The 8,292-nt window shown below is 33.1% G+C and carries 10 protein-coding genes; 1 reads left to right on the top strand and 9 read right to left on the bottom strand.

What is annotated here, in order from left to right; all coding sequences use genetic code 11:
* Positions 1-113 precede the first annotated feature (113 nt).
* Positions 114-1,067: an AAA family ATPase gene (locus ACH2BV_RS14005; protein WP_395051383.1), complete on the bottom strand. Its 954-nt coding sequence runs from the start codon at positions 1,065-1,067 to the stop codon at positions 114-116.
* Between the two features lie 23 nt (positions 1,068-1,090).
* The gene (locus ACH2BV_RS14000; RefSeq protein WP_395051381.1) at positions 1,091-2,524 is read right to left on the bottom strand and encodes a peptidylprolyl isomerase; all 1,434 of its coding nucleotides are present in this window, start codon (positions 2,522-2,524) and stop codon (positions 1,091-1,093) included.
* 548 nt (positions 2,525-3,072) lie between these two features.
* On the opposite strand from ACH2BV_RS14000, the gene ACH2BV_RS13995 reads away from it, so the two are divergent.
* Complete coding sequence (locus tag ACH2BV_RS13995; RefSeq protein WP_395051380.1) at positions 3,073-3,837, top strand: c-type cytochrome; 765 nt, start codon at positions 3,073-3,075, stop codon at positions 3,835-3,837.
* A 90-nt stretch (positions 3,838-3,927) separates the two neighbouring features.
* Here the strand turns inward: ACH2BV_RS13995 and carA are convergent, their stop codons facing one another.
* From carA to rpmJ, 7 genes are all read right to left on the bottom strand, one after another.
* Entirely contained in the window at positions 3,928-5,028 is a 1,101-nt protein-coding gene (gene carA / locus ACH2BV_RS13990; RefSeq protein WP_395051379.1) for a glutamine-hydrolyzing carbamoyl-phosphate synthase small subunit, read from the bottom strand.
* A 136-nt stretch (positions 5,029-5,164) separates the two neighbouring features.
* Entirely contained in the window at positions 5,165-5,689 is a 525-nt protein-coding gene (rplQ, locus tag ACH2BV_RS13985; protein ID WP_395051378.1) for a 50S ribosomal protein L17, read from the bottom strand.
* A gap of 40 nt (positions 5,690-5,729) precedes the next feature.
* On the bottom strand, positions 5,730-6,722 hold the full coding sequence (locus tag ACH2BV_RS13980; protein ID WP_395051377.1) for a DNA-directed RNA polymerase subunit alpha: 993 nt from the start codon (positions 6,720-6,722) through the stop codon (positions 5,730-5,732).
* Between the two features lie 21 nt (positions 6,723-6,743).
* Positions 6,744-7,349 carry a 30S ribosomal protein S4 gene (gene rpsD, locus ACH2BV_RS13975; protein WP_291101928.1) on the bottom strand — a complete coding sequence of 202 codons (606 nt, stop codon included), beginning with the start codon at positions 7,347-7,349 and terminating at the stop codon, positions 6,744-6,746.
* Positions 7,350-7,440: 91 nt separating this feature from the next.
* Positions 7,441-7,824, bottom strand: coding sequence for a 30S ribosomal protein S11 (gene rpsK, locus ACH2BV_RS13970; RefSeq protein ID WP_024981527.1), 384 nt, complete (start codon positions 7,822-7,824; stop codon positions 7,441-7,443).
* An 8-nt stretch (positions 7,825-7,832) separates the two neighbouring features.
* Positions 7,833-8,207: a 30S ribosomal protein S13 gene (gene rpsM, locus ACH2BV_RS13965; RefSeq protein WP_194312428.1), complete on the bottom strand. Its 375-nt coding sequence runs from the start codon at positions 8,205-8,207 to the stop codon at positions 7,833-7,835.
* A 2-nt stretch (positions 8,208-8,209) separates the two neighbouring features.
* On the bottom strand, positions 8,210-8,292 hold an 83-nt coding region (gene rpmJ / locus ACH2BV_RS13960; protein WP_395051384.1), incomplete at its 5' end, for a 50S ribosomal protein L36.

Below are 8,292 nucleotides of genomic sequence, written 5' to 3'. Positions count from 1 at the left end.
GCATTAACTTTGGTGCAATTCATCAATAAATTTATTTTTGAAAGACCAATAAACAATATTAAAACACAAATAATTTAATTGCACCCAACGGGTTAAATTAATGTTATTGATTATTAAATCAGTTTGTCTATAATCATTTCTTCAGTAATTCCTTCGGCATCGGCTTTGTAGTTTTTGATAATTCTATGACGGAGGATTCCTGTTGCCACAGCTTTTACATCTTCGATATCCGGAGAAAATTTTCCATTGAAAGCTGCATTGGCTTTGGCAGCCAAAATTAAATTTTGAGAGGCTCTTGGTCCCGCACCCCAATCCAAATAATTTTTCACAAATTCGTTAGACAATGGATTGTCAGGTCGGGTTTTACTTACCAATGTCACAGCATATTCAATTACATTATCAGCAACTGGAATCCTGCGAATCAAGTGTTGAAAATCGATTATTTCTTGTGCAGAAAACAATGGATTTATACTAGAATTCGAATCTGAAGTAGTTCTTTTTACTACCTGGACCTCTTCGTCAAAAGAAGGATAATCCAATTTAATTGCAAACATAAATCGGTCTAATTGAGCTTCCGGCAAAGGATAAGTTCCTTCTTGCTCTATCGGATTTTGGGTTGCCAGAACAAAATATGGTAATGCTAATTTATAGTTTTGACCTGCAATAGTAACAGAACGTTCCTGCATTGCTTCAAGCAGAGCAGCCTGAGTTTTTGGAGGTGTTCGATTGATTTCATCAGCCAAAATTATATTCGAAAAAATAGGTCCTTTTATGAATTTGAATTGACGATTTTCATCCAATATTTCACTCCCAAGAATATCGGAAGGCATCAAATCAGGTGTAAATTGAATTCTTTTAAAATCAAGTCCCAATGCCAAAGCCAACGTATTAACCATCAAGGTTTTTGCTAATCCTGGAACTCCCACTAAAAGTGCGTGTCCACCAGAGAAAATACAAAGCAAAATTTGGTCAACAACAGCATCCTGACCGACAATAATCTTTGCGATTTCGGCTTTTAGCTCGTTTCTTTTTTGAACCAAGTTATGTATTCCTGCAACGTCTGACATTTTTTTTCTTAGGATTTCTTAATCTATTTTTTCAACCAATTATTAGTAAACGTACAATCTCTGTATTCACCAATGATTTTAATATAAGTGTCTTTAATTTTATCATCAAACCATTTTCCAATCGCTTTAATTTGTTTTTCTTTTAAAGCTAAATCTTTAATTTTTATATAATCTTTGGCATAATCAGCAGTATGAGAATCAATCCTATTGGTAACTGTAATTAACTTGAATTTTTTCTTACCATTTTGATCTTCATCCATTAATGGTAAAGAAATCTCATTATCTTTCAAATTAGAAACCTGACTGTATAAAGCTGGATCCATTTTTGTCAATTCAAAACGTGTGTCTTGTGTTTTCGGATTAATTAATGCACCACCGTTTGCCTTAGTTTCTTTTTCGTCTGACATAGTTCTTGCTGCTTCAGCAAAAGTAATTTCCTTGTCAACGATTCTTTTTCTGATTAACGAAATTTTATCTTTAGCTTCTTTCAAATCTTCAGGAGTAACTGCAGGTATCAATAATATATGGCGCAACTCTACATCTTGACCTTTTATTTTTTCGATGTAAATAATGTGATATCCAAAGTCCGTTTCAAAAGGTGCTGAAATTTCTCCTTCGGCAAGGCTAAAAGCCACCTCCTTAAATTCTTTTACAAAAGGCGTTTTTTTATTCATTTTATAATAACCACCCGTTGCTCTCGAACCTGGATCTTGAGAATACAAAACCGCTTTTGTTGCAAAACTTGAACCTCCTTCTTGAATTTCTTTTTTGAACTCATTCAACTTATCAATCACTTTCTGCTTTTCTGCTTCAGAAACTTTTGGAGTCACAATAATTTGTGCCACTTCCATTTCGGCACCAAAAACAGGAAGATCAGCTGAAGGTATTTTTTTGAAAAAATCACGAACTTCTTCAGGAGTAATTTCTACTCCATCAATAATTTTCTTTTGCATTTCTGAAGTTAATTTCTGTTCTTTCAGAACGTCAAAGAAGTATGTTCTAAATTCTTCTTCAGAATTTTTCTTGTAATATTTCACTACTTTATCCATAGAACCTATTTGTTCTACCATATAGTTAAGTCTTTCATCCATCATCGATTTCACCTCAGAATCAGTTACTTTTAAACTATCCTGAATGGCTTGATGAGCATACATTTTGTCTTCCAATATTTTTCCTAAGATTTGACATCTTGTAATATCCTTTATGGAACCTCCGCTACTTGAAATTTCCAAGTATGATTTATCAATATCTGAATCTAATACAATATAATCCCCAACTTTCGCAATGACACCATCAATTTTTTGTTTCTTATAAGGAGTAACTTTTTTAATTGTATCAACGGCACTTTCCTTGATAATTTCTTGTGCTATCGCGATACCGCTTGAAAATAGTATAAGGAAAAATGTAAGTGCAATTTTATTATTTATGTATTTCATTCGTCTTGATTTTAAAAGCATTATTTTGAAATTATTTTATTTAAAATTATAAGTTATCGTTTAACCTTTATAGAATTCAATTGTAATATGGCACTGAATAATTCCAGCCAAATATACGCTTTATGAAACAAGAATTAGCATTGTTTAACAACTACAATCTCGTTAAATTTTAGTTGTAAAAATAACAATTCAATTACACAATACAAGTTTCCTTAGTAGTATTAACATAAAATTATATTCTAATAAAAATTTTGTTTGATTCCTTCAAATTCCATCATAGTCAACTTGCTATAAATTGATGAAAAACGTACTTTTAATTATTTACTTTTTACTTCTGTTTCAATTTAGTTTTTTTGAAAACAGAAAAACTGATTAAATGTAATGTTTTAGTTTAATCTTCACCACCCTTAATTTTACAACTAACCTCAAATAATCACTTTAATTTATAAATTCAAAACACAATAATAATGTAATTTTTTTATAAAATTATGTAACCTATTTTTAGATATAACTATCTAACTTTAAGCCATTATAATAAATCAACAATGATTAATTAATAAAATAATAAAATGAAAAAACTATTTATTTTCGCAATTTTGAGTATGTCGTTACTTTTTGTTAATTGTGGTCCAAAAGAAAAAATGGAGGTTGCCGCAACTCCTAAAGATCCAATTGCAACCCAAACTGTAATTGTGGATACTGTTGCAAAAACAGCTGCTATTCAAGAAGATTTAATTATTGAAAGTACCCCAGTTGAAAAATCCACGACTGTTACTACTATTAGAACAGAGAAACCTGAAAAAATAGTTACTCAAAAAACAATTCAGACTAAAATAGGTAAAAACACTAAAGTAGAAGTTGAGACAAAAGTAGTAGTAGCAGAACAACCTAAAAAAATCATAGTTGTAGAAACACCTGTTAGCGTAGTTATTGAAGAACAACCCAAAATAGTGACAGTAACCGAAACGCCCGTTAAAGTCACAGTTCAAGAACCTAAAGTCGCAACAAGCAAATCAAACTGGATAGTTCCTGTTGCATCAGCAAAAATCAAAAGCCCTATAATAGCAGATGCTTCAGCAATTACTTCCGGAAAAACGCTTTGGGGAAACAATTGTAAATCTTGTCACGGAATAAAAGGATTAGGCGACGGACCTAAAGCAGAAAAAATCGATATTTCTTGTGGAGATTTTTCTTCTAAAGAATTCCAATCATTGAGTGATGGAGCGTTGTATTACCAAACTACAGTAGGCAAAAAACCAATGCCATCTTTTAAAGAAAAACTAAGTAATACAGAACGTTGGCAGTTAGTGGCTTTTATGAGAACATTCAAATAAGAAGCATATAATTAATGCAAAAGCCTCCAATGTAATTATCGGAGGCTTTTTTATAGTACTAAATATTTAGTAAATCTTATGTGTCTTACTCTATTTTTTGATGTTTTCAATAAATTGATCAAACAAATAAGATGAATCATGTGGACCAGGGCTTGCTTCTGGATGATATTGAACAGAGAAACAGTTTTTGTTTTTCATTCTCATACCGGCAACAGTTCCATCGTTTAAATGAAGATGCGTAATTTCCATTTCAGGATTAATATCCAATTCTTCTTTATTAACGGCAAAACCGTGATTTTGAGAAGTAATTTCTCCTTTTCCAGTAATGATATTTTTTACTGGATGGTTGATTCCTCTGTGACCATTAAACATTTTATAAGTCGAAATTCCATTTGCCAAAGCTATTACTTGGTGTCCCAAACATATCCCAAATAAGGGTTTGTCGTTTGCCAAAATTTGTTTTGCTACTTCAATGGGACTAAAAAGCGGATCTGGATCACCAGGTCCGTTAGATAAGAAATAACCGTCAGGATTAAATGCTGCCAATTCTGCGAATGTAGAATCATAAGGAAACACTTTGATGTAACAATCTCTTTTGGCAAGATTGCGAAGAATATTCGTTTTAATTCCTAAATCAAGAGCCGCAATTTTGTATGTTGCGTTTACGTCTCCAAAAAAGTAAGGCTCCTTGGTAGAAACTTTGGAAGCTAATTCCAATCCTTTCATATCTGGAACTTTCGCCAAAGCCGCTTTTAATTCATCTATTGGTGTTCCATCTGTACAAATTACAGAATTCATTGCTCCGTTATCACGAATATAGCTCACGAGTCCGCGAGTGTCAACATCAGAAATACAGATTAGGTTTTGTTTTGTAAAATAATCTTCCAAACTTCCGGAAGCATTTTCACGAGAATAATTAAAACTGAAATTTTTACAAACCAATCCTGCAATTTTAATGCTTTCGGATTCAATTTCTTTTTCATTCACTCCGTAGTTTCCAATGTGTGCATTGGTTGCTACCATAATTTGTCCAAAGTATGAAGGATCAGTGAATATTTCCTGGTAACCTGTCATTCCGGTATTAAAACATACTTCTCCAAAAGTGGTTCCTGAGATTCCAATAGATTTTCCGTGGAATATAGTTCCGTCACTTAGCAGCAGAATGGCGTTTTGTCTAGTTGTGTATTTCATTTGTAGTTAATTGTTGTGCAAATTTAATTTTTTACCGCCAAGGGCACAAAGTTTTCGCAAAGTTATTTTGGACAAAAAAAAAGGACAAACTAATAAAAGTTTATCCTTATTTTTTATAGAATGATTATTTTCATAATTATTCCGCAGCCTCTGTTGGAGTTTCTGGTTCAGCAGCAGGAGCTTCTGTTTCAGCAACTGGCTTTTCGGCAACTGGAGCTTCAACAGCTTCATCTGCTTTCTTTGCTTTTCCACCACGACGGCTTTTTGCTTTTTTAACTTCTTTTTTACCACCATTGTAAAGTTCATTGAAATCTACTAGTTCGATCATTGCCATATCAGCATTATCTCCTAAACGATTTCCCACTTTAATGATACGAGTGTATCCACCTGGACGGTCACCTACTTTAGCAGCTACATCTCTGAACAAGTCAGTTACGGCATATTTGCTACGTAAGTATCCAAAAACGATACGACGGTTGTGAGTCGTGTCAGCTTTAGATTTTGTTATTAATGGCTCAACAAATTGTTTAAGCGCTTTTGCTTTTGCAACAGTAGTGTTAATACGTTTGTGCTCGATAAGAGAACAAGCCATATTAGCTAACATAGAACTTCTATGTGCTGTCTGTCTGCTTAAGTGATTGAATTTTTTTCCGTGTCTCATTGTGTTTTATCAAATTTAATCCTGATTAATCAGGATTAGATTACTCTTTATCTAGTTTGTATTTTGCTAAATCCATTCCGAAGTTTAAATTTTTAACAGCAACAAGTTCATCAAGTTCTGTTAAAGATTTTTTACCGAAATTACGGAATTTCATTAGGTCATTTTTATTGAAAGATACTAAATCCCCAAGTGTATCAACTTCAGCCGCTTTTAAGCAATTTAATGCTCTAACAGAAAGATCCATGTCAACAAGTTTGGTTTTAAGCAATTGTCTCATATGTAATGATTCTTCATCATACGATTCTGTTTGTGCGATTTCGTCAGCCTCAAGTGTAATTCTTTCGTCAGAAAACAACATGAAATGGTGAATTAAAACTTTGGCAGCTTCAGTAAGTGCATCTTTTGGATTGATTGATCCGTCAGTTTTAATTTCGAAAACTAATTTTTCATAATCTGTTTTTTGCTCTACACGGAAGTTTTCTATTGCATACTTCACATTTTTTACCGGAGTAAAAATAGAGTCAGTAAATATAGTTCCAATTGCAGCATTTTGTTTTTTGTTCTCTTCAGCAGGAACATATCCTCTACCTTTTTCGATTGTTAAATCGAAATGAAGTTTGATTTTAGGGTCTAAATTACAGATTACAAGTTCTGGATTCAAAACTTGGAAACCTGAAATAAATTTCTGAAAATCACCAGCTGTTAATTGATCTTTACCGGTTACTGAAATAGTAACTGATTCATTATCTATATCTTCAATCTGACGTTTGAAACGTACTTGTTTAAGATTAAGAATGATTTCGGTAACGTCTTCAACAACTCCTGAGATAGTAGAAAACTCATGATCTACACCTTCGATACGAACAGATGTAATTGCATAACCTTCTAATGCTGAAAGCAAAACTCTTCTAAGTGCGTTACCAACTGTCAATCCGTAACCAGGTTCTAAAGGTCTAAATTCAAATTTACCTTCAAAATCGGTTGAATCGATCATGATAACTTTATCGGGCTTCTGAAAATTAAATATTGCCATAAATTTCGACTAAGTCAATTATTATTTGTTGTACAACTCTACGATTAATTGTTCTTTAATGTTTTCCGGAATTTGAAGTCTAGCTGGTACAGAAACAAAAGTACCTTCTTTCAATTCGTTATTCCAAGTAATCCATTCATAAACATGACTTGAATTAGATAAAGAACGTTCGATAGCTTCTATTGATTTAGATTTCTCACGAACTGCAACTTTATCACCAGGTTTAAGGTGGTAAGAAGGGATATTAACATTTTCACCATTTACGGTTACATGTCTGTGAGAAACGATTTGACGAGCACCTCTTCTAGAAGGAGCAATACCCATTCTAAAAACTACATTGTCTAGTCTTGCTTCACACAATTGTAATAATACTTCACCAGTAACCCCTTTAGTAGCTGATGCTTTTTCGAATAAGTTTCTGAATTGTTTTTCTAAAATTCCATAAGAATATTTAGCTTTTTGCTTTTCCATTAATTGAACAGCATATTCAGATTTTTTTCCTCTTTTTTTAGCCATCCCGTGTTGTCCAGGAGGATAATTTCTTTTTTCGAATGCTTTATCGTCTCCGAAAATTGCTTCGCCGAATTTACGTGCGATTCTTGTACTTGGACCAGTATATCTTGCCATTTTAAATTGTTTAAGATTGAGATTATGAATTCAGGTCTTATCCTTCGATAATCGTTATTCAATCTAGGTTATACTATAAATATTTTGAGTATTAAACTCTACGTCTTTTAGGAGGACGACATCCGTTGTGCGGCATTGGAGTAACATCAATAATTTCAGTTACTTCAATTCCACCATTATGCAAAGATCTGATAGCAGACTCACGTCCGTTTCCTGGTCCTTTTACATAAACTTTTACTTTTTTAAGTCCAGCTTCTAACGCTACTTTACTACAATCTTCTGCTGCCATTTGGGCTGCATACGGAGTGTTCTTTTTAGAACCTCTGAAACCCATTTTACCAGCTGACGACCAAGAAATAACTTCACCTTTTTTGTTTGTCAAAGAAATGATGATGTTATTGAAGGTAGCAGAAATATGAGCTTCTCCCGTTGATTCAACGATAACTTTACGTTTTTTTGCAGTTGCTTTAGCCATATTACTTATTATTTAGTTGCTTTCTTCTTGTTTGCAACAGTTTTTCTTTTTCCTTTTCTTGTTCTAGAGTTGTTTTTAGTTCTTTGTCCTCTTAACGGAAGACCAGATCTATGACGGATACCTCTATAACATCCAATATCCATTAAACGTTTGATGTTTAAGGAAACTTCTGAACGTAGTTCACCTTCAATCTTAAAAAACGATACAGCATCACGAATTGCGTGAATTTCGTCATCATTCCAATCTTGAACTTTTGTATCTTGGCTAACTTGAGCTTTTTCTAAAATCTCAACTGCTCTACTTTTACCAATTCCGAAGATATAGGTTAAAGCGATAACTCCTCTTTTGTTTTTCGGGATGTCTACCCCTGCTATTCTTGCCATAACTATCCTTGTCTTTGTTTAAATCTAGGATTCTTTTTGTTGATTACGTATAATCTGCCTTTTCTTCGTACAATCTTGCACTCGG

It is taken from the genome of Flavobacterium sp., from assembly GCF_043780635.1.
Classification (GTDB): domain Bacteria; phylum Bacteroidota; class Bacteroidia; order Flavobacteriales; family Flavobacteriaceae; genus Flavobacterium.
This window is presented reverse-complemented; position numbering and strand designations above follow the sequence as displayed.

Bases quoted from the DNA above. Each gene is read 5' to 3' on its own strand.
- ACH2BV_RS14005 (WP_395051383.1), bottom strand. From the start codon at position 1,067: ATGTCAGACGTTGCAGGAATACATAACTTGGTTCAAAAAAGAAACGAG.
- ACH2BV_RS14000 (WP_395051381.1), bottom strand. From the start codon at position 2,524: ATGCTTTTAAAATCAAGACGAATGAAATACATAAATAATAAAATTGCA.
- ACH2BV_RS13995 (WP_395051380.1), top strand. From the start codon at position 3,073: ATGAAAAAACTATTTATTTTCGCAATTTTGAGTATGTCGTTACTTTTT.
- carA (WP_395051379.1), bottom strand. From the start codon at position 5,028: ATGAAATACACAACTAGACAAAACGCCATTCTGCTGCTAAGTGACGGA.
- rplQ (WP_395051378.1), bottom strand. From the start codon at position 5,689: ATGAGACACGGAAAAAAATTCAATCACTTAAGCAGACAGACAGCACAT.
- ACH2BV_RS13980 (WP_395051377.1), bottom strand. From the start codon at position 6,722: ATGGCAATATTTAATTTTCAGAAGCCCGATAAAGTTATCATGATCGAT.
- rpsD (WP_291101928.1), bottom strand. From the start codon at position 7,349: ATGGCAAGATATACTGGTCCAAGTACAAGAATCGCACGTAAATTCGGC.
- rpsK (WP_024981527.1), bottom strand. From the start codon at position 7,824: ATGGCTAAAGCAACTGCAAAAAAACGTAAAGTTATCGTTGAATCAACG.
- rpsM (WP_194312428.1), bottom strand. From the start codon at position 8,207: ATGGCAAGAATAGCAGGGGTAGACATCCCGAAAAACAAAAGAGGAGTT.